Annotated in this window: 18 protein-coding genes and 1 riboswitch; of the genes, 4 read left to right on the top strand and 14 right to left on the bottom strand. The window is 35.1% G+C overall.

Translation table 11 applies throughout. The features are described 5' to 3' along the window. Positions 1-51: 51 nt before the first annotated feature. From ABEG63_RS14230 to ABEG63_RS14215, 4 genes are all read right to left on the bottom strand, one after another. Entirely contained in the window at positions 52-1062 is a 1011-nt protein-coding gene (locus ABEG63_RS14230) for a homocysteine S-methyltransferase family protein (RefSeq protein WP_346585656.1), read from the bottom strand. Positions 1063-1126: 64 nt separating this feature from the next. Further along, on the bottom strand, positions 1127-2326 hold the full coding sequence (locus ABEG63_RS14225) for an O-succinylhomoserine sulfhydrylase (RefSeq protein WP_346585654.1): 1200 nt from the start codon (positions 2324-2326) through the stop codon (positions 1127-1129). A gap of 138 nt (positions 2327-2464) precedes the next feature. After that, the gene (locus tag ABEG63_RS14220; protein ID WP_267405831.1) at positions 2465-4003 is read right to left on the bottom strand and encodes an ACT domain-containing protein; all 1539 of its coding nucleotides are present in this window, start codon (positions 4001-4003) and stop codon (positions 2465-2467) included. Then, positions 4000-4944 carry an alpha/beta fold hydrolase gene (locus tag ABEG63_RS14215; protein ID WP_346585652.1) on the bottom strand — a complete coding sequence of 315 codons (945 nt, stop codon included), beginning with the start codon at positions 4942-4944 and terminating at the stop codon, positions 4000-4002. The genes ABEG63_RS14220 and ABEG63_RS14215 overlap by 4 nt, the downstream gene beginning before the upstream one ends. A gap of 64 nt (positions 4945-5008) precedes the next feature. Further along, positions 5009-5116, bottom strand: a riboswitch (SAM riboswitch). 188 nt (positions 5117-5304) lie between these two features. On the opposite strand from ABEG63_RS14215, the gene ABEG63_RS14210 reads away from it, so the two are divergent. Beyond that, a complete protein-coding gene (locus ABEG63_RS14210) occupies positions 5305-7920 on the top strand; it encodes a glucosidase (RefSeq protein ID WP_346585650.1) in 2616 nt (871 codons plus the stop codon). 220 nt (positions 7921-8140) lie between these two features. Next, the gene (locus tag ABEG63_RS14205) at positions 8141-9829 is read left to right on the top strand and encodes a T9SS type A sorting domain-containing protein (protein WP_346585648.1); all 1689 of its coding nucleotides are present in this window, start codon (positions 8141-8143) and stop codon (positions 9827-9829) included. A gap of 74 nt (positions 9830-9903) precedes the next feature. On the opposite strand, the gene ABEG63_RS14200 is transcribed toward ABEG63_RS14205, so the two are convergent. From ABEG63_RS14200 to ABEG63_RS14165, 8 genes are all read right to left on the bottom strand, one after another. Continuing rightward, positions 9904-10323, bottom strand: a complete 420-nt coding sequence (locus ABEG63_RS14200) for an OsmC family protein (protein ID WP_267405824.1) — start codon at positions 10321-10323, stop codon at positions 9904-9906. Positions 10324-10457: 134 nt separating this feature from the next. After that, positions 10458-11780, bottom strand: a complete 1323-nt coding sequence (locus ABEG63_RS14195) for a DUF58 domain-containing protein (protein ID WP_346585645.1) — start codon at positions 11778-11780, stop codon at positions 10458-10460. 50 nt (positions 11781-11830) lie between these two features. Next, the gene (locus tag ABEG63_RS14190) at positions 11831-12181 is read right to left on the bottom strand and encodes a four helix bundle protein (RefSeq protein ID WP_346585643.1); all 351 of its coding nucleotides are present in this window, start codon (positions 12179-12181) and stop codon (positions 11831-11833) included. Positions 12182-12260: 79 nt separating this feature from the next. After that, positions 12261-13205 carry a MoxR family ATPase gene (locus ABEG63_RS14185; RefSeq protein WP_346585812.1) on the bottom strand — a complete coding sequence of 315 codons (945 nt, stop codon included), beginning with the start codon at positions 13203-13205 and terminating at the stop codon, positions 12261-12263. 232 nt (positions 13206-13437) lie between these two features. Then, complete coding sequence (locus tag ABEG63_RS14180) at positions 13438-14595, bottom strand: DUF4350 domain-containing protein (RefSeq protein ID WP_346585641.1); 1158 nt, start codon at positions 14593-14595, stop codon at positions 13438-13440. A 15-nt stretch (positions 14596-14610) separates the two neighbouring features. After that, positions 14611-15405, bottom strand: a complete 795-nt coding sequence (locus tag ABEG63_RS14175) for a DUF4129 domain-containing protein (RefSeq protein WP_346585639.1) — start codon at positions 15403-15405, stop codon at positions 14611-14613. Then, entirely contained in the window at positions 15398-16360 is a 963-nt protein-coding gene (locus ABEG63_RS14170; protein ID WP_346585637.1) for a DUF4013 domain-containing protein, read from the bottom strand. The genes ABEG63_RS14175 and ABEG63_RS14170 overlap by 8 nt, the downstream gene beginning before the upstream one ends. Then, positions 16344-17327, bottom strand: coding sequence for a stage II sporulation protein M (locus ABEG63_RS14165; protein ID WP_346585635.1), 984 nt, complete (start codon positions 17325-17327; stop codon positions 16344-16346). The genes ABEG63_RS14170 and ABEG63_RS14165 overlap by 17 nt, the downstream gene beginning before the upstream one ends. Positions 17328-17354: 27 nt before the next feature. Here ABEG63_RS14165 and ABEG63_RS14160 point away from each other — a divergent pair, with 27 nt between their 5' ends. Then, positions 17355-18107 (top strand): RDD family protein, encoded by a 753-nt coding sequence (locus tag ABEG63_RS14160; RefSeq protein ID WP_346585633.1) that lies wholly within the window; start codon positions 17355-17357, stop codon positions 18105-18107. A 169-nt stretch (positions 18108-18276) separates the two neighbouring features. Next, positions 18277-18567 (top strand): GNAT family N-acetyltransferase, encoded by a 291-nt coding sequence (locus ABEG63_RS14155; protein ID WP_346585631.1) that lies wholly within the window; start codon positions 18277-18279, stop codon positions 18565-18567. Here the strand turns inward: ABEG63_RS14155 and ABEG63_RS14150 are convergent. Together ABEG63_RS14150 and ABEG63_RS14145 are read right to left on the bottom strand one after the other, a co-directional pair. Beyond that, positions 18556-19527 (bottom strand): glycosyltransferase family protein, encoded by a 972-nt coding sequence (locus ABEG63_RS14150; RefSeq protein WP_346585629.1) that lies wholly within the window; start codon positions 19525-19527, stop codon positions 18556-18558. The two genes, ABEG63_RS14155 and ABEG63_RS14150, sit on opposite strands and share 12 nt — an antisense overlap. Beyond that, positions 19524-20351 (bottom strand): UDP-2,3-diacylglucosamine diphosphatase, encoded by an 828-nt coding sequence (locus ABEG63_RS14145; RefSeq protein ID WP_346585627.1) that lies wholly within the window; start codon positions 20349-20351, stop codon positions 19524-19526. Before ABEG63_RS14145 ends, ABEG63_RS14150 begins: the two co-directional genes overlap by 4 nt. Positions 20352-20541 lie beyond the last annotated feature (190 nt).

Below are 20541 nucleotides of genomic sequence, written 5' to 3'. Positions count from 1 at the left end.
GTATTAGTTCACCAATAGATTCTTTAAGAAGATTGTTACCTTGATAAATTATTATATTGTTACATTAACCTTTCTTGGTTCATATTTTTCAACAAGATCGGCTATTGCTTTGATATGTTCCGGCGTTGTTCCGCAGCAACCTCCGATAATATTGATTAATCCTTTTTCAACATATTCCTTGATCTGGCTTGCCATATCGTCAGGAGTTTCGTCGTACTGACCGAAAGCATTCGGTAAACCCGCATTTGGATATGCCGAGACAGCAAATTCTGAATTATGAGCTAAAGTTTCCAGATACGGAGTTAATTGGTTTGCACCCAACGCACAGTTGAAACCCACACTTAATAAATTCAAATGCGAAACGGAGATTAAAAATGCTTCTGCCGTTTGTCCGCTCAATGTTCTTCCCGAAGCATCGGTAATCGTTCCTGAAACCATGATCGGGATTTTTATTCCTCTTTCATCCTGAATTTCATCAATCGCAAATAAAGCAGCTTTTGCATTTAAGGTATCAAAAATAGTTTCAACCAATAAAATATCTGAGCCTCCGTCTAATAAAGCTTCACACTGTTGTTTGTAGGCAACTCTCAATTCTTCAAACGTAATGGCTCTGTAACCCGGATCGTTTACGTCAGGACTTAAACTTGCCGTTCTGTTGGTTGGCCCGATAGAACCTGCTACAAATCTCGGCTTATCCGGATTTTGAGCGGTGAATTCATCACAGACTTTTCTTGCAATTTTCGCAGATTCATAATTCAGTTCATACACCAACTCTTCCATGTGATAATCGGCCATTGCAATCGTAGTTCCCGAAAACGTATTAGTTTCCAAAATATCAGCTCCAGCTTCTAAGTATTTTCTATGAACTTCTTCAATAGCGTGAGGCTGCGTTAAAGAAAGCAGATCGTTGTTTCCTTTTACCGGATGCTCCCAATCTTTGAAACGCCCGCCACGATAGTCTTCTTCCTCGAATTTGTATCGCTGAAGCATGGTTCCCATCGCTCCGTCGAGAATTAAAATTCTTTCGGATAATGCTTTGTATAGTTGTTCTGAATTTTTCATTTTTTATATTTTTACCCATAGGTTACACCTACGGTTATTATTATTGAACCCTTCGGGTTCGCCATTAATCCAATGCCTGTTTCAAATCTGCAATAATATCATCCACATTTTCCAAACCAACGGAGCAACGAACCAAACCTGCTGTAATTCCTACTTCATTTCTTTCTTCGTCGGATAATTTGGAATGCGTTGTAGAAGCCGGATGTGTCACAATTGTTCTCGTATCGCCAAGATTTGCAGAAAGCGAACACATTTTAATTTTATCTAAAAAGTTTCTACCGCCTTCAATTCCGCCCTTGATTTCAAATGCGACGATGTTTCCACCTAATTTCATTTGCTTTTTTGCTACTTCATAACTTGGATGAGATGGCAGGAAAGGATATTTCACCAAATCTACATTTGGATGACTTTCTAAAAACTCAGCTACCTTTAAAGCATTTTCACAATGTTTTTCAACACGGATTGCTAATGTTTCTAAACTTTTTGACAAAACCCAAGCATTAAATGGTGACATTGCAGGACCTGTATTTCTTGCGAAAAGATAAATTTCACGAATCAGATCTTCTCTTCCAACTGCTACTCCACCCAACACACGGCCCTGACCATCAATTAGTTTCGTTGCAGAATGTAAAACAATATCGGCTCCATATTTAATCGGCTGCTGCAAATATGGTGTTGCGAAACAGTTATCCACAATGAAAATTAAGTTATGCTTTTTTGCAATCTGTCCGAAAAATTCTAAATCTAAAACCTCAATCGCAGGATTTGTTGGTGTTTCCAGATATAAAATTTTCGTATTCGGTTGTATATATTTTTCAACATTTTCCGCATCTTCGGCTTTGAAATAAGTGGTTTCAATATTCCATTTCGGGAAATATTTTGTAAACAATGTATGCGTAGATCCGAAAACCGACTGACAGCTTACGATATGATCGCCAGCATTTAACAAAGTCGCAAATGTTGAATAAATCGCTGCCATTCCCGTTGCGAAAGCATAGCCTGCTTCAGCACCTTCCATTTTAGCAATTTTATCTGTGAATTCCGTTACATTTGGATTTGAAAATCGGCTGTATAAATTCTTCGGTTTTTCTTCTGCAAAGCTCGCTCTCATATCTTCCGCATCCTGAAAAATAAAACTGGATGTTAGATATAATGGCGTTGAATGCTCGTCAAACTGAGTTCTTTCGGTTTGGGTTCTGATGGCAAGCGTTTCAAAATTTGAAAGTTGCTCGTTGTTAGTTTCTGGTTGAAAATTTTCGCTCATAAACTTATTTATCTTTTTAGAAATATATTAATTTAAAATCTTATTATTCAAACTGATACATTACTTTACTGTTATATTTTTATTTTTTCCATAGGTTTCACCTACGGCTATTGATATTGAACCCTTCGGGTTCATTGATTATTTCGTTTCGCTTACTCTTAAAATATCTCCGAAAACACCTCTTGCCGTTACTTTTGCTCCGGCTCCTGCTCCCATGATGACGATTGGATTTTCACCATAACTTTCGGTATAGATCTCGAAGATAGAGTCTGAACCTTTTAACTGTCCTAAAGCAGAGGTTGCAGGTACAGAAATCAATTTTACATCCAACTCACCTTTTTCTTTCTGCAAATCTCCGTGAAGATCTCCAACATATCTTAACACATGATCCGGTTCTTGATCTTCTTTAATTTTTTGATATTCTTCGTCTAATTCTTCCAGTCTTGAAAGGAATTCTGATTTTGAAACAGAAAGTAAATTTTCAGGAACCAAATTCTGAATGTTAATATCTTCAAATTCATTGATAAGGTCTAATTCTCTGGCTAAAATCAATAATTTTCTGGCAACATCGCTTCCTGAAAGATCTTCTCTTGGATCCGGCTCTGTATATCCTTTTTCCAGCGCTTCGTTGATGATTGTGGAAAACTTATCCTCTCTCAACGAAAAATTGTTGAAAACATAGCTCAATGTTCCTGAGAAAACTCCTTTAATTCTTGTGATATTCTCTCCCGAAAGGTGTAGCAATTTAATCGTATCAATTAATGGCAAACCTGCACCAACATTGGTTTCGTATAGATATTTCTTTTTATTTTTCTCCAAAGATTTTCTTAAATTTCTATATGTGGCAATCGGCAGCGTATTATAAATTTTGTTGGAAGAAACAATATCAAAACCGTTATCCACAAATGCATCGTAATGCTTCACAAAATCTTTACTCGCCGTATTATCTACCATCACCAAATTTTCCAGATGATGTTCTTTTGCATACCCGATAAGGCTTTCAATACTGGAATCGGTTTGAGAATAATTTACTTTTTGTCTCCAGTCGCTTCCAAAACCGCCTTTGTTCAAAGCCATTTTCTTTGAATTGGCAATGGCTACGATTTTCAGCTGCAATCTTTTACGTTTCAGAATATCGTGTTCAGAATCTAAAATCTGTTCTACCAACGTTCCGCCCACATTTCCATGACCGATTAATGCTAAATGAACAACTTTCGGTTTTCCGTAAATTTCAGTTTCAACAATATTTTTTGCAATTTCTGTCTGATTATCGGTTACCACGATGTTTACTCTTCCCGCCGAAGCAATTTGATTCAACAAAAGAGGGAATATTTTATTTCTCTGAAGTTCAGAAAGTATTTTGCTATAATTTTCCGAAACGAAACCAATCACTGCAACATTACTTATATTGTAAATATTGCTTACTGCCCCGTTCGATTTTTCTTTTTTAAATTCTTCCTGCAGCACACGCACTGCATCTTCCGCATCTTTTTCATCTACCAAAACAGAAATTCCGTTTTCAATAGCCTGCTGAGAAATTACGCCAACGCTTATTCCTTCTTCATTTAATACTTTGAAAATTCTGGAATCGATGCCGATGTGTCCTAAAAAGTCTTTCCCTTCAAAGTTGACCAGCGCTTTGTTTCGATAAATGTTTATAGTATCTGATGTTGTCATATATTCAGAATAAGTTTTATGATATTATTTAATTGTTTATATTCCATTAAAAAAGCGTCGTGCCCATGAATTGAGGTGATCTCGTGATAAAAAACATTTTCCTTTTTCTTTTTCAGCTTTTCAAAACACCTTCGAATTTCAGAAGCCGGGAAAAACAAATCTGTATCTACAGAGATCATGTGCATTCGTGCCTGAATTTTTTCCAATTGAGATTCATCAACATTCAAATTCATCAGTAAATGATTCATCAGCTTGTAAGACTTTAAACTAAATCGTTCGTTTAAAGAATTTCCGTGATAAATCAGCCAATCTTCTGATTCCAATCTTTGTTTTTCCTGATTGTATTTATTTTGAAATCTATCATTTAACGATTCCGGTGTTCGGTAACACAACATGGCATGAATTCTTGCTTTTTGCAAAGGTTCATTTTCTTGATTTAATAAAAATTTCTGAACCAGACATTGTGCGTGGAGCCAATCGTGGGTTTTATAATCACAGGCAATAGGAATGAAAATTTCGGCAAGATTTGGCTTTTTCACCAGCATTTCCCAACCGATTCCTCCTCCCAAAGAGCCCCCAATAATGGCGTATAAACTTGTAATATGTAAACTTTCAAGCCCTTGTAAAAAGATATTAGCAATATCTGAAGGCGTGAAATCTTCGTATTCATCAATTAAAAAATCATCAAATCCGTTTCCGGGAATATTGAAGCACAGAATCGTATATTTATTTGTATCAATAACCTGACCTTCACCAATTAATTGTTTCCACCAGCCTTTATCACCGGAAACATTAGAATTTCCCGTTAAAGCATGATTAACTAAAATGATAGGTGACGAAAACAAGTCTTGCCCGAAAAGCTGATAGCTCAACGAGATATGATATTCCTTACCGGAATTTGTTTGATACGAAAGATTAATATAGTTTAATTCTGTTTTCAATTCTATTATACTTTTTGATAATACAATTGAAAATGCCACAGGAAATGGCTGAAAAAAGATTCAGTAGTTATCTGTCCAAAATAATTTTGGTAGAACGTAGCACCTTCTTCGCTTGCGCAAAGGGTTGCTAAGGTTTCACAGGGTCTAATCCCTCAACCTTTCTTGATAACATTTTCAATATTTGAATGATCGAATGGTGCAAAGATAAAACATTTCTTTTAAATATTTATAAAAATTTAATTTAATATTCGAAACACTGATAAACAAAAGGTTTCCACTCCAATATTAACTATTTTTCAGATTAGGGAAGTTGGAATTTTTTATCAAAAAAACTAACTTCGTATGGAAAATTGATGAAATATGATTGCCGAAAAACAAAGATTACAAGATAAAAACTGGAAAAACTGGGGACCTTACGTAAGCAACCGCCAATGGGGAAATGTACGGGAAGACTACAGCTCCAACGGCGATGCATGGAATTTCGCCAATCATAATACTGCCGAAAGCTATGCCTATCGTTGGGGTGAAGAAGGCATTGCCGGAATCTCTGATGTGAAGCAGCTTTTCTGTTTTGCCCTTTCCTTCTGGAATAAGAAAGATAAAAGGGTAAAAGAGCGATTCTTCGGGCTGAGTAACCCTCAGGGAAATCACGGAGAAGACATTAAGGAAATTTTTTATTATCTGGATAATACGCCTACCCATAGCTATATGAAGCTGGTGTACAAATATCCTATCAACGCATTTCCCTATGATGACATTCGTGCCGAAAATGCCAGAAGAAGCAAAAAAGAACCTGAATACGAGATCATCGACACAGGAATTTTTGATAACGATGAATATTTTGATATTTTTATTGAATATGCCAAGGCTGAACATAATGATATTTTAGTTCGCGTTACGGTTTGTAACAGAAGCCAAATTGATGCACCTATTGTGGTGATCCCGACGATTTGGTTCAGAAATAACTGGAAATGGGGCTATAACACGTACAAAGGGCAAACCAATGCTGCTCAGGAAGGTTGTATCAATATTAATCACGACAGTATTTCCATCAAAAAACTGTATTCGCGAAATATGAATGCGGAAAGTGTTTTCTGTGATAATGAAACCAATGCTCCGAAATTATATGGTTCCCCGTATCCCGGAAATACCTATTATAAAGACGGAATTAACGATTATATCACTTACGGAAGCAATACCGTAAATCCTGAAAAAAGAGGTTCCAAAGCTTCATTTATAGTAGATGAAATAATTGCTGCAGGAGCATCTAAAACTTTTGATTTCAGATTGTCGCCCGACGAGCTGGATGATCCTTTTTCTCAGTTTGATGAAATTTTAAACAACAGAATTGATGAAGCCAATGAATTTTATAATGAAATTCAGAATGATGTAACGAACGACGATGAAAAAAATGTACAAAGACAGGCTTTTGCAGGTTTACTTTGGAACAAACAGTTTTATCATTACAACGTAGGAAAATGGCTGAAAGGTGACCCAAATTACGAAGCTCCGAGAGATTTCAACAATTATGTAAGAAATACAGAATGGAATCATCTTCACAATAAAGATATCATCTCAATGCCCGATAAGTGGGAATATCCTTGGTATGCTACCTGGGATTTGGCATTCCACTGTGTTCCGTTTGCGATTATTGATGCTGAATTTGCGAAAGGACAGCTCCTTTTATTAACAAAGGAATGGTATATGCACCCGAACGGGCAGCTTCCGGCTTACGAGTGGAATTTGAGTGATGTCAATCCGCCAGTTCATGCTTGGTCTTGCTTCAGAGTTTTTAAAATTGACGAAAAGCAAAACGGAAAGCCCGATCTTTTATTCTTAGAAAAAGTTTTCCAAAAATTATTGCTGAATTTCACTTGGTGGGTCAACCGAAAAGATAAAAACGGCAAAAATATTTTTGGTGGAGGCTTTCTTGGGCTTGATAATATCGGTGCATTTGACCGAAATACAGTTTTACAGGACGGACAACACCTTGAGCAAGCCGACGGAACGAGTTGGATGGCCATGTACGCGCTGAATATGATGCGAATTGCAATGGAACTAGCTCAATATTATCAGGTGTATGAAGATATGGCGATCAAATTTTTTGAGCACTATCTTTATATTGCCGAAGCGATGGAAAATCTGGGTGATGGAAAAGAGGGTCTTTGGAACGAAGAAGACGGATTTTTCTATGACGTTCTTCAGCTTGGGAATGGAGATAGCGTTTCCTTACGATTGAGAAGTATTGTAGGATTAATTCCAATGTTTGCAGTAGAAATTGTAGACCATCATTTATTGGAAAAAATGCCGAATTTCCAAGCAAGAATGGAATGGGTGTTAAAGAATAAGCCTGAACTAACAAAGCTTGTTTCGCACTGGGATGAAGAAGGCCATGGAAGAAAACACCTGATGAGCATTCTTCGTAAAACACGTTTAACCAAAGTATTAACAAGAATGCTTGACGAAAACGAGTTTTTAAGTCAATATGGAATTCGTGCGATGTCGAAGGTGTATGAAGAAAATCCGTTTGTATTTTCAGTTCATGGTAATGAAAATGTGGTTTATTACACGCCTGCAGAAAGTGACAGCCGAATGTTTGGCGGAAATAGCAATTGGCGCGGGCCGATTTGGTTCCCAATCAACTTTTTAATTGTTGAAAGTTTGCAGCGTTTTCATTTTTATTACGGAAACAGCCTAAAGGTGGAATTACCAACCGGAAGTGGTGATAAGAGAAATCTTGATGAGGTTGCTCACAATATCAGCAACAGATTGTGTTCTATTTTCTTAAAAGACGAATTTGGACAAAGACCTTTCAATGGTGGAAATGCTAAATTTAATTATGATGAAAATTTTAAAGATTACATTACTTTCTTTGAATACTTTCATGGAGATAACGGTCGCGGGGTCGGCGCTTCCCATCAAACAGGATGGACGGCAACGGTCGCCAAATTGATGAAACCAAGATTAACAGTATAAGTATGAGCCTCTTTTTAAAGGGGCTTTTTTTTATATCGAATTTTAAAATTTAAATCGAGTTATTATAACATTGTTTGACTTTACAATAATTCAATAAAATACAAATGATTTATTAGCCATTCAGCTTATATAATTAAAATTTAACATCAATTTAAGTTATATATTGAAATATTTACATGAAAACGCTTATATTAGCGCTATAAAACTAAAAAAGTATTTTATGAAAGGAAAATTACTACCTCTTTCAGGCTTACTTCTTACCAGCCTGTTTATCAACACCATGAAAGCTCAGGAATATCAACCCATCGGAATCCAGTCAGGATTTAATGCTGATGTGATTGCTAACGGTGTTGGAGCCGCTTCTACTTCAACAAGTACCGATGTAGATGGTGTGAGCTACGCCTTTATTTCAAGAGATTTTCAACTTACTTCAAGCAGTACTGCACTTACGTACGGTCTTCCTATAAGCGGAAACTTTACTTCCGCAGTAGCTTCAACACCGGGATTGACTTATCAGTTAGCTTCTTACAGCTCAAACAATTCTCTAAGATTAGAGGCATCAGGTGATTCAGGAACATTAATATTTGCAACTCCTCTTAAAGCGATAAGCCTTTATATGTTGGCAACAGGAGGAAGTGGTGCTTGTACGGTAGACGTTACGGTAAACTTTACCGATAATACCACACAAACCCTTAGCGGAAATAGTATTGCAGACTGGTACGGAGGCACCAACTATGCTATTCAGGGAATTGGCAGAATTAACTTAAACAACAATGTACTTGAATCAGGAAGCGGAACGAATCCTAGATTATATCAAATTCCTTTAGCAATTGACGCTGCAAACCAAAACAAGGAAATACAAAGTGTTACGGTAACAAAATCCGGAACAGGAGGAATTCCTAATATTTTTGCGTTTTCGGCAGACGCTTTCAACCCTTGTCTCGCGCCTACCAATATTTCAGCAACCACAACGCCTACAAGTGCTACCGTAAACTGGACGGCGTCTGCGAGTAATCCATCTTCAGGATATCAGTACTATTACAGCACTTCGCCAACTCCACCTACAACTACAACGAATCCTTCTGGAAGTGTAGCAGCAGGAACTACGTCTGTTACTTTAGATAACTTAACAACAGGGCAAACCTATTATTTTTGGATAAGATCAAATTGTGGAGGTTCATCATATGGATTCTGGAAGTCACAATCATTTACAACTGGTGAAGTTCCTGTAACATTTACATTAGGAGACATTAATACAGAATATGTTGGTGATAATAATCCTACCAATACTTCTACATCCAGTTGCCCAGGAACTCTTACGGTTAACGTACCGACAGGTTATAAAATAAAATCTACAAAAGTTTCATATACCATGACCGCGCAATCTGGAGCATGGATGTCTGAACAAAGAAGTCTTTTGGTATGTACTACCAACGGTACAGCAGAAACAGATGTGGCAGCGGGGGTAAGCAGCAACGCAGGAACATATTCTTACAATAGATCAGATTTAACATTGGCAAATGGTCTTACAGGAGCTGTTAATTTTGAATTGAGAGCATGGAGAAAATGGGGTGGAGAAAACCTTGGCTGTGATGCATCTTATAATAAAGTAAATGATGGCAGCTGGAAGGTAACTGTCATTTTAGAACCTCTTAATTTATCTACAAACGAAGCAAAAGCAGAGAAGAAAATTGCAGCATTCCCTAATCCTTTCACAGATGTTTTACGCATCGAAAAATCTGAAAATGTAAAACGTGCAACGCTTACAGATCTTTCGGGAGTAACCGTAAAAGTAATCGACAAACCTTCTTCAACATTACAATTAGACGGAATAAAAACAGGCGTTTATATTCTATCATTGAATTTGAAAGACGGTTCTGTTCAAACACAAAAAGTAATCAAAAAATAACCATAAACTTTATAATTAAACAGAAATGCCGGACAGTAATTGTCCGGCATTTTTTTATATTGAATTTAAAAAAATTAAACTTTTTCTCCGTTCACAAAAACTTCGTACCCAATTTCTACATTCGGTTCTAAAGTTTTAGAAACAGAACAATATTTTTCGAAAGACAACTGAGCGGCTTTCTGGGCTTTTTTAGGATCAATATTTCCTTCCAGAAGAAATTTTACATTAATTGCCTTGAAAGGCTTTGCATCTTCCACCTGCACTCTCTCCCCTTCAACCTCAGCTTTGAAATCTGTAATTTCCTGTCTTTGCTTTTTCAAAATAGAAACCACATCTATCCCACTGCATCCTGCAACTGCCATCATCACACTTTCCATTGGTGAAACACCTTTAGCTCCCGGCTGCGAAGTATTATCTAAAAGAATTGAATTTCCCTGAGAATTGGTACATTCAAACAAAAAATCATCGTTGATTCTATTAAGTGTTATTTTCATTTTTGAAATTATATTTAAAGTGCTTCGACAGACTCAGCATGACATTCTAATTAACAGTTTTTAAACAGCAAATTTTTAGCGATGTCATGCTGAGCTGAGTCGAAGCATTTATTGTTAATAAACCTTTTGCAAAATTATAAAATTCCTCTCGCTTTTATCTCCAGATATTTATTGATAACGTCGATATTTAAATTTTCAGGGAGCGTATACACCGTATAAATACCGTATTTACGAAGTTCCTGAATAATGAGTTTCTTTTCAAATTCAAATTTTTCAGCAATAATTTCATCATAAATTTCCTGCATACTTTCAGAGTTTTGATGAATCAACGTTTGCAATTCCGCATTTTTAAAGAAAACAACCACCAGCAAATGATTTTTGGCAATTCCGCGAAGATATTTTAGCTGACGGTTTAATCCGTCCAGTGTTTCAAAATTGGTAAAAAGTAAAATCAAACTTCTCTGATTGATGGAATATTTCACATCCTGATACAATCTGTTGAAATCACTTTCAAAAAAATTGGTATTGATATTATAAAGCGCCTCAGAAATTTTCTTCAATTGTCCCGATTTGTTTTCCGCCGCAATTTTATTCTCCGTTTTCTTTGAGAAAGTCATCATTCCTGCACGATCTCCTTTTTTCAGGATAATATGTGATAAAGCCATTGCTGCATTGATGGAATAATCGAGCAAACTCAATCCTTTAAAAGGCATTTTCATCGTTCTTCCCGTATCGATCAACATAAAAATACGTTGTGATTTTTCATCCTGAAACTGATTTACCATCAAACGATTCGTCTTGGAAGTCGCTTTCCAATTGATGGTTCGGATGTCGTCGCCCGGAACATATTCTTTGATCTGTTCAAATTCCATCGTGTGACCCAATTTGCGGATTTTTTTGATTCCGCCTAATAGAAATTCACTCTGAACAGCCATCAATTCATACTTTCGAAGATGAATAAAAGACGGATAAGAAGCTAAGCTTGCATCTTTCTGAAACCTGAATCTTTTAGAGACCAATCCAATCGGCGATTCCACATAAATATTGAGGCTTCCGAAACTGTATTCTCCTCTTTCTTTCGGTTCTAAAATATATTGGAAATACGTATTTTTTCCGGAATCGATTTGTTTTGAAATGACAAAATCCCTTTTCTGAAACTGAAACGGAATTTCATCAATAATTTTAACATTAATCTTAAACCCGTAATTATTTTTAACATCAACTTTCACCGGATTTTCATCCCCATTTGATAATTTTTCAGGTAAAATTCGCTGCGCTAACACCGCATCTTTCGGTCTAAACAACAGTAAATAATCTACCATCGCCGCCAAAAAGCACAACAGCAAAACGATATGAGCGACCCACATCAAAAAAGAAAAGAAAAATGCAAAGACATATAAAATCCCCACTCCGATGAGTGTGAAGAAAAAACGGGTATTGATGTATAAGTTTTTCATTTATATAGGTTGCAGGTAGAAGATTTTAGGTTGCAGTTTTTATGAGCGTTTTATTTTAGAGAGTTAATAAGTCCGTTTAACATTTTCGAAATTTCGATAATATCATTATTTAATTTTAAACATTCTTCTTCATTTAAAAATTTGAGGTTCTTAGAAATAATTAATTGAGTTTCAACTTCCGCACAGCTTCCTCTTGAAATTTTTAAAAACTGTAAATAATCAGGTTTACTTCTTCTGGAATTTCCTTCAGCAATATTGGATGGAATCGAAACGGAAGCTCTTCTTACTTGAGATTTTAAACCAAAGGTTTCATCTTTAGGAAAGGTATCAGTTATCTTGTAGATTTCGGTTACAAAATCAATAGATTTTTGCCAAACTAAAAGTTCTTTAAAATTAGCCATATATAAAATTTTTAAACACAGAATTGCAAACTATAACCTAACACCTCTAAACTGCTACCTGCAATCTAATAACTGCAACCTACCTCGGAATCTCTATTCCCTCTAAAATTTGTCTGATAATTTCGTCTGCGGTTAAGCCTTCCATTTCTCTTTCCGGCGATACAATTACTCTGTGTCTTAAAACCGCGTAACTTGCCTCTTTGATGTCTTCCGGCGTAACAAAATCTCTTCCTCTTAATGCCGCAAAAGCTTTCGATGCCGTTAATAATGCCAAACTTGCTCTTGGTGAAGCCCCTAAATATAAGAACTGATTTTCTCTGGTGTTAATGATGATTTTTGCAATATATTCCATCAACTGAGCTTCAACAATGATTTCTTTTACCAATTGTTGATAACTTTTAAGTTGCTGTGAAGAGATCACACGATTCACCACTTCTGTTTTATCCTCTTTTTTACTTTCGTGTTGATTTTTGATGATGGCAATTTCCTGCTCAAGATTAGGATAGCCAACATTTATTTTAAACAAAAAACGGTCAAGCTGAGCCTCAGGAAGTCTGTATGTTCCTTCATGTTCGATTGGGTTTTGTGTTGCCACCACTAGAAAAGGCTCTTCCATGATATAACGCGTTCCATCCATCGTGATCTGGCGTTCTTCCATCACTTCAAATAAGGCTGCCTGCGTTTTTGCAGGCGATCTGTTAATTTCATCAATCAAAATAAAATTTGAGAAAATCGGACCTTTTTTAAACTCAAATTCAGAATTTTTTACGTTAAAAATTGAGGTTCCCAGAATATCAGAAGGCATCAAATCTGGTGTAAACTGTATCCTGCTGAAGCCTACATCAATTGTTTTCGCGAGTAACTTCGCCGTAATCGTCTTTGCAACTCCCGGAACGCCTTCAATCAAAACATGACCGTTGGATAAAAGAGCTGCCAAAAGATGTTCGACCATATTTTCCTGACCGACAATTACTTTTGCAATTTCCGTTTTTACTTTATCCAAACTCGTACGAAGTTCGATCATATCAATCCTTGACTGAAATTCGTCTTCTTTTTTATTGAATTGAATAGAATTTTGATCTTCTATATTTGGGTTATCAAAGTTTTCCATATAATATAATTTAACAATTTATCAATGTAACATTTTACCAATTAACAGAGAATTATTACAATGATATTTTTAAATACTACCTATTCATATAATTGGACTTTCATCCAATTCTTTTTTTAAGTCGTCCCTTCGGGACTCTCCTTTATTATTTTAGAATCTCATCTAAAATTTTATTCATTCGAACCAGATCTTCCTGCATTACATTTGCATAACGATCCTGACCTTTTTTAATCAGATCAATCGCTTCCTGAATAAGTTCGATTGGTTTTCCTGTTTTCAGCTGAAGTTTTTTCACAAACTCTTCATCTAAATTTTGGGTATCAATCAGCAAATCCATTCTCACTTTATTAAGGAAATATTGCGCTTTTTTCGCCATCATATCATGAAAATCGCCTTCCTGAAGATAGAGATTGCCAATACTTTTCACAAAATCTACCGAGGTATTTTTCAGCGGTTCTATCTTTGGAACAATACGCTGCTTTCGTTTCGCATTAAAGAAAATAAACAGCAATAATCCACCTAAAAACACCCACCAAGCATACTTTAGCGCTGGATTTGAAAGAATAAACCGCATGAAAAATCGCGATTCACTTGTTTTACCTTTTACAAACCAAAGCGTTTCTTTATCGTCAAGATACGAAAAAACATCCTGCGTATATTTTATATTTCCGGGCTTCAGCAAATAATAATTGGTGATGAAAAGCGGTTCGCTGTGAACATAAATCTTCCCTTTTCCGAATTTCACTTTTATAAAATTAGCCTGATCCTGATTATTTTTTTCAACTGCTTTTCCTAAGACTTCAACATTGGGCTTAATATAAGTAAAACCTCTTCCTGAAGGAAATTTATCGAGTTTTATAAAATCATTCCGGAATTTTTTATCCGTAAGTTTTAAAACATTTTGCTCTTCAAACGAAATTTCAGAATCATAATATCCGATGCTGTCTGAGATCTCTTTCGGAATATCAGAAACCATTATCATCGCATCCGAACCTTTTGAAACTTCACTTAAAATTTTCGACCAAGATTCGCTGTCAATATCGCTTTCAATAACTAGAATATTATGCTTTTCTTTTGTATGCTCGTTATAATAATCAAATGGCGATTGATCTATTTTTACGATTTTATTCTTAAAAAGCCCTTTCACTTCTTCATTAAAAACAAAGAGTCCGAAAGGAGATTTTTGAGTAACATTAAAGTTTTTTCGCCAATCTACAACCTCCTTTTTATTAACTTCAAGCAATGCCAGAATCACCATAACGATGATGAAAATTGCAGCATATATTTTGAAAGTTTTGTTCATTTTGAAAAAATTTAATTACGGTTGAAAAGATTGAAACTGATTTTTAAATTTAAGATAACTCTGCTGATCGATCTTGAACTCCCCATACCATACATAATCGAAAATATAGGCAAGATTGGAAAAATCGTTCTTCAGATGAGCTGCTTTTAATTCAACAATATAATCTTTATTGGTTTTTTCGGGATTCCAGTTGATTACCTTTTTATCACTTAATTTTTTCAGGATAAATAAAAACTGATACCGAACTGCTGAACGGTAATCTCCAGAATTTTCAAATTGAGCAATACTTTGAGGAAAATTGATTTCATGGATATTTTCATGAAGTTCCTGCTCGTTAATAACCACTTTTTTATTCTTTTTGCCAAAGAAAAAACCACCATTTTTATTCATTAAAAATTTAATGATAACATACAGCAGAAAACCGACAAGAAGAATACCCAACAAACGAACTACCAGCCAAGCGACATTTGATGAAGTATTGAAAACAGACGTTCCGAAAATAGTCTGCATGATCTTCGATATTTTACGCTGAAGCTTCTGAAGAAAAGACTCTCTAGGTTTTGACGTAGAATAATCAAATTCTTTGTCTTTATATTTTGAGTTAAAATTTTCCTTGAATTTTTTCGGATAGGTTGAATTTTCCGTCACCGGATTTTTAAGTAAAACAGAATCTGCACGAAGCATATTTCTGTAATGTCCCGTGTTCAGCGTATCTACATATTCTTCCACAACGGGCTCATCATAGCCGTTCTGTGCAAAGGTAGATCCTACAGAAAAAAAGATCAGAAAAAAAATAAGAATTTTATTCATTGATGCCGATGGTATCTATTTCTGCCAGTTCAACTTTTTGGTGAAGGTCTGTTCTGCTGTCGTAATACATTAATCCAGCATTAATGTACATTAAATTGGAAAGTAATAACGAAACCAACATGGAAACTCCGTACATCACGAAAAATAAAATCCCGACAGTTCCCGTAAAAGGATTTTCTTCATATTGCGCCGATGACGGAGAAGTGAGTAATGATCCGTAAAAAAACAGCATCGGAATCATCGTAAAAATCGTGGTGATAACATACATAATGACGAAAATCACCAATGATGATCCCCAATATTTCCAATATGGAGAATTTTCTCTCCCATTGGGATAAGAAAACTGCGCGCGCATCGCATAGCTAAGGCTTTCAAAGAATCCTCTTTCGGTGTTGAAATAATCAAACATTAAGAAAGTAACCACATTAAAAACCGTGGGATACACTAAAAAAATCAATACAATTCCTATAAAAATTAAAATAAGCGCATAGGAAATTCCAAGAACAATTAATGCTAAAGGAGTGACCAAAAATGTCATTCCCAGACAAAGAATGGCTATTCTTCCTAAATTATTTTTAAGATCGCTAAAAATTTCGTCTGTCTTTACTTTTGTACTTCCCTGTGCCACTCTTTTTATGTAAAATACCGGATACAGGTAATTGATGATCATTAAAACGATGAAAAGCAGAAATGTTAAGATGCCGACTGTAATCAGCATTCCTAAATTATCTTCAAAATAACTATCGAGATAATTGGCCTGTCCACTCATATTAGAACCGAACATCGTGGAGAATAATTCTTTAAAACCGAAAATAAAGATCGCCACCATCAAAATCAACAGCAAACCGTTGATAAAAAGGTAATTCTTAAAGTAATTTTTTCCGTATAATTTGAAAAAAGCGAAACTGTCACTTATAAAAGTTCCAAAATCTCTTTTTTTATAAAACTGCATCATTGATTTGGCTATTAATGTTTTTATTGACAATATAAGGATAAACAAAATAATAAAATCCGATAATTCCCAGACATCCGAAGATGATTATTAAATTTAAAATTAAAGGCATTTTTAAGGCATGTCTAGTGACATAACCTTCTATAATTCCTGCACAGATTGTAAATGGAATGGTGCTTAAAAATATTTTGAATGAATTTTTGAATCCGCTTTTAAAAGATTCAAACCTTGAATAGGTTCTTGGAAATAAAATGGAAGCCCCCAAAATCAATCCGCACATGGCTTCTACCACCATCGCAAAGATTTCAAAAACACCATGAAGCCAGATTCCTCTTGCGCTGTCTTTCAAAGCTCCGTAATCATAGAAAAAGTACTGAAAAGATCCCAACATCACAGAATTGGAAAGCAAAGCATACAAAGTGCCAACACCACCAAAAATTCCGTAAATATAAAGTTTGGCACCTACTCCGATATTGTTGAAAATAATCCCAATCGTGCTTCCCCAAGTTGAACCGCTTTGGTAAACACCAACCGCATTTCCTTTTTTAATATTATCGATGGTATCATTTACATAACCTTCGCCGAGAATAATATTGGCAAAACCTTTATCATAAATCCCTGAAAGGACGCCAATAGAGGTAAAAAGAATGAAAAACAAAAAGGCATACAGTAAATATCTTCTGTATTCATACACCAACATCGGGACTTCCGTTTTGAAGAAATAAAGCAGTCTGTTCTGCTCTACCCTTTTGGTTTTATAAATTTTCTGGAAAATCTGAGAAGATAAATGATTCAGGTAAACCGTTGTATTACTTTTCGGATAATAGGTCTGGGCAAAGGCAAGATCGTTGACAAGATTAATATACAACGAAGACAGGTCATCAGGATTTTTTTTAATTTTCCCTTGAATAACCTGTTCAATTCCCAACCATTTTTCTTTATTTTGTTTAATGAAATAAACTTCTCTCATAATTGTAAGGCTAAAATAATAAAAATTATGTCTCAAATTGCGATTAATACCTCACAAAATGTAAATATTAACTTCAACATTGCCAGTGTGGGAGACAGGATACTTGCTTTTTTTATTGATCTGGCGATCAAGATCGCTTACGTCATTGTTACGCTTTACATTTGTTTTAAATTTCTCGGATTGGGACTGATTATGAACGGGCTTGATCAATGGTCGCAAATGGCAATTTATATTGCGATCACATTTCCTATTCATATTTATACTTTAGTTCTGGAAAGCCTGATGGAAGGGCAAACGCCCGGAAAAAAAGTCATGAAAATACGTGTGGTGAAAATTGATGGTTATCAGGCGAGTTTTGGGGATTATCTTATCCGTTGGATCTTTCGATTAATTGATATTTTGATGATGAGCGGCATTATCGGACTTATCTCAATGATTGCTTCTAAAAACAACCAACGTTTAGGAGACATCGCATCCGGAACGGCAGTTATTTCGTTAAAAAATAATATCAATATTTCCCATACGATTCTTGAAAATATTCACGACGATTATATACCGACTTTTCCACAAGTTATTGCTTTAAGTGATAATGACATGCGAATTATCAAAGACAATTATATAAAAGCTTTACGCGTTGATGACCGACAGATTATTACCAAACTTTCTAACAAGATCAAAAGTATTTTAAAGCTCGACATAGAACATACAAAAATGACGGAAAGGCAATTTATTGGGGTGGTGATTAAAGATTATAATTATTACACGGGGAAAGATATTTAAAGCGAATGGTCAATTTTGCTTTGCAAGTTAATGGTGAGTTTAAGTGCTTCCAAAATTCACGAATGAAATGAATTGACTATTTCACTATTCATCAATTCCCTTTCTTGATGTACATCAAAATTGCTGCGGTGTGGTTTTTGTATTTTTACTAATCATTAAAACTTAAATTATGAGATTCGAAAATAATAAATCAGGAAACGGCGGAGTCATTACTTTAAATAACGAAATCAAAGAAATTGGCAGATTGACATACACAATTTTTCCTGATGACAATAAATATATTATTTCCTTCGTGTTGGTACATCCCGAATTCGAAGGTCGCGGAATGGGTAAATATCTGGTTGAAGAAGCCATAAAATTTGCACGAGAAAACAAATGGAAAGTGTATCCTCACTGTTCTTATGCAAGAGCCGTTATGACAAGAATGAATGATGTTGATGATATTTTTCTAAAGAATTAATACCTCGTTTATTAAAATTTCTTCAATATCATCAGGGTAGTTTACTTGAAGATGATGATCAGAAGCTACCCAATCCTGAATTTCTTTTAGTTCTAAAATTTTAGAATTCGGAATTCCCATTTTGTCTAAAGCACATGCGTTACATTCCTGCTCGTATTGATTATGAATAGGAATCACGAACAATTTTTTATCCATAAAAAGTGCTTCGGCGGGTGTTTCAAAACCGGCATTGCACAAAATTCCGTCACAATTTTCAAAAGATTTTAGATATTGAATTTCATCAATTGGAAAAATTTCAACATTGCTTTCTTTATGCTGAAGCTTGCTGTATTTTGAAAACACTTTCCATTCGACAGGGATTTGTTTTAACACTTTAATAATATTTTCATCTGAAAAACTCGGAAGATAAACGACATAATATCCTTTTTTATCAGGATTTAAATCTCTTATTTTTTTTCTGATCACCGGCTTTTTAATCTGAGAATGATAATTTTCAAAATGAAAACCAATCTTTCGGTCGCTCGGAACATAATATTTCAAAATCATCTCTCCGAAAATATCTTTCTTTTCAGGTTTTGGTGTTTCCTTAAACAACATCGAAGCCTGATGGCTCAGCTCAATCATCGGAAGCTTTCTCATTTTACATGCCCAACCCGTCAATGGTTCATAATCATTAATAATGAGATCGTATTTTGATAAATCTAAATTGTTAATGTTTTTGATGGCTTCAAGAAATTTATTCTCCGTAAATGTTTTCCAATAGGATAATCCACCAGTTTTATCGTAAAGCAGCGAAATACCTTTATATTGATAATCAAGGTCAAAAGTGGCTTTTAACTGCGACTGGTGACCGCTGATAAGGGTATCAACAGAAACATGTTTTTTAAGAATAGGAATAATCTCCTGCGCTCGTGCAATATGACCATTTCCTGTTCCCTGAAAGGCGTATAGGATTTTCATTTCGTGAAGTTGGTTACAATTTTCAGCAGCTCAGAGTTGTCGATATCCTGAATTTCTTCCGCTTCATCATCTTTCAGCAAATGTTTATGCTCATCATAATAAAAAATTTTCCATTCATTATTATGATATTCCAGAGCAGAAAGATTTTCAATCCAGTCGCCGGAATTCATATACATACAAGAACCTTTTTTATTGACGACTTCACGAATCTGCGGTTGATGGATATGCCCGCAAATTACATAGTCGTAATGATTATCAATCGCCAGTTCAGAAGCCGTTAATTCAAAATCACCGATATACTTTACCGCTTTTTTTACGTTGTTTTTAATTTTTTTTGAAAATGAATATTTCTCTCTACCCATTTTTTCTAAAAACCAATTTACAACATTATTTATTACAATTAATAAATCGTAACCCTTTCCACCCAATTTGGCAATCCATTTTGAATGTTGAACAGATGCATCGAAAACATCCCCGTGAAAAATCCAGGTTTTCTTTTGATTAAGATCGAGGCAAATTTTATTACAAACCTTCAGCTTACCCAGTTCGAAGTCGGTAAACTTTCGGAACATTTCGTCGTGATTTCCGGTAATATAGTAAACATCTGTATTTTTGGTCGCCAGCGAAAGAATCTTTTTAATTACTTTCAAATGAGGTTTAGGGAAATAAGACTTTTTAAATTGCCAGATATCGATAATATCACCATTCAGCACCAAGGTTTTTGGCTGAATGGAATTGAGATATCTTAATAATTCTTTGGCCTTACATCCATAAGTTCCCAAGTGAACATCCGAAATGACAACCAATTCAACGTTTCTTTTCATTTGCAGATATTTATCTTACCAAGATCAAATGTGATCGCCATTACTGTAAGTATTTTAATTTACCACTGATGGCGATTTCACAATTGATTCTTATGCAAAGAAACTAATTGAAAATAAACTATATATGAATGGAATGTTATTTTTGTTACTATTATAATTTGTAAACATAAAATAGCCACGAATACTCGAA

The sequence above is a fragment of the Chryseobacterium sp. C39-AII1 genome (genome assembly GCF_039672645.1).
GTDB lineage: Bacteria > Bacteroidota > Bacteroidia > Flavobacteriales > Weeksellaceae > Chryseobacterium.
The sequence above is the reverse complement of the archived record's forward strand: the minus strand, read 5'-3'. Positions and strand labels throughout refer to the sequence as shown.

Coding starts and splice junctions, on each gene's coding strand:
- ABEG63_RS14210 (WP_346585650.1), top strand. CDS start 5,305: ATGATTGCCGAAAAACAAAGATTACAAGATAAAAACTGGAAAAACTGG.
- ABEG63_RS14230 (WP_346585656.1), bottom strand. CDS start 1,062: ATGAAAAATTCAGAACAACTATACAAAGCATTATCCGAAAGAATTTTA.
- ABEG63_RS14200 (WP_267405824.1), bottom strand. CDS start 10,323: ATGAAAATAACACTTAATAGAATCAACGATGATTTTTTGTTTGAATGT.
- ABEG63_RS14225 (WP_346585654.1), bottom strand. CDS start 2,326: ATGAGCGAAAATTTTCAACCAGAAACTAACAACGAGCAACTTTCAAAT.
- ABEG63_RS14145 (WP_346585627.1), bottom strand. CDS start 20,351: ATGAAAAGAAACGTTGAATTGGTTGTCATTTCGGATGTTCACTTGGGA.
- ABEG63_RS14205 (WP_346585648.1), top strand. CDS start 8,141: ATGAAAGGAAAATTACTACCTCTTTCAGGCTTACTTCTTACCAGCCTG.
- ABEG63_RS14155 (WP_346585631.1), top strand. CDS start 18,277: ATGAGATTCGAAAATAATAAATCAGGAAACGGCGGAGTCATTACTTTA.
- ABEG63_RS14185 (WP_346585812.1), bottom strand. CDS start 13,205: ATGATCGAACTTCGTACGAGTTTGGATAAAGTAAAAACGGAAATTGCA.
- ABEG63_RS14180 (WP_346585641.1), bottom strand. CDS start 14,595: ATGAACAAAACTTTCAAAATATATGCTGCAATTTTCATCATCGTTATG.
- ABEG63_RS14170 (WP_346585637.1), bottom strand. CDS start 16,360: ATGATGCAGTTTTATAAAAAAAGAGATTTTGGAACTTTTATAAGTGAC.
- ABEG63_RS14160 (WP_346585633.1), top strand. CDS start 17,355: ATGTCTCAAATTGCGATTAATACCTCACAAAATGTAAATATTAACTTC.
- ABEG63_RS14195 (WP_346585645.1), bottom strand. CDS start 11,780: ATGAAAAACTTATACATCAATACCCGTTTTTTCTTCACACTCATCGGA.
- ABEG63_RS14220 (WP_267405831.1), bottom strand. CDS start 4,003: ATGACAACATCAGATACTATAAACATTTATCGAAACAAAGCGCTGGTC.
- ABEG63_RS14165 (WP_346585635.1), bottom strand. CDS start 17,327: ATGAGAGAAGTTTATTTCATTAAACAAAATAAAGAAAAATGGTTGGGA.
- ABEG63_RS14150 (WP_346585629.1), bottom strand. CDS start 19,527: ATGAAAATCCTATACGCCTTTCAGGGAACAGGAAATGGTCATATTGCA.
- ABEG63_RS14190 (WP_346585643.1), bottom strand. CDS start 12,181: ATGGCTAATTTTAAAGAACTTTTAGTTTGGCAAAAATCTATTGATTTT.
- ABEG63_RS14175 (WP_346585639.1), bottom strand. CDS start 15,405: ATGAATAAAATTCTTATTTTTTTTCTGATCTTTTTTTCTGTAGGATCT.